This is a genomic window from Vibrio sp. 1401 (assembly GCF_033340295.1).
In genome coordinates this window covers 1-513 of record NZ_JAWOWF010000858.1, presented here as the reverse complement: position 1 = coordinate 513, position 513 = coordinate 1, and the positions used below count along the sequence as shown (strand labels likewise).

The 513-nt window shown below is 46.2% G+C and carries 1 protein-coding gene; it reads right to left on the bottom strand.

Annotation, left to right across the window (positions count from 1 at the left end; all coding sequences use genetic code 11):
* Positions 1-452: sulfite exporter TauE/SafE family protein (locus R7Z77_RS28555; protein WP_318137461.1), on the bottom strand; the 452-nt coding region annotated here is incomplete at its 3' end.
* Positions 453-513 lie beyond the last annotated feature (61 nt).

Here is a 513-nt window from a genome sequence, read left to right as displayed (position 1 = left end):
CCGTTGACGATGCCTATCAACATGATGCCAATGCCACCAAGAATCCAACCCAATTGATTGCGACGCTTAATGATTTCGATTTGCCCCAGCTGCTTTTTCAAGCGGGAATAAATACCGAGTGCCAGAATCATACTGCCTAGCATCTTTTCCGCAATACCATCAGGGATATGAACGATGAGGTTTGCGCCAATCACAACACCTATACTGCCAACAAAAATCAGATAAAGGGCGATGGGCAATTTAATGGTGCCGGCTTTGAGGTGAGTGCTTGCAGCGCCCAAGCCTAAAGCAACAGAAGCCACTTTATGAGTGCCGAGTGCAACGGAGAACGGTAAGCCAAGAAAAATAAGTAGAGGAAACTGTAGCAAACCGGCGCCGCCACCAGAAAGAGATGCCAACGTATTTGCAACGAGCGAGCCGAAAAAGAGAGTGAAAGTGTCTAACCAATCCATGAGAAAAAATTAAGGGGGCATCTTGCCCCCTTATCCCTAATTAAATTCAGTTTCTAAACAG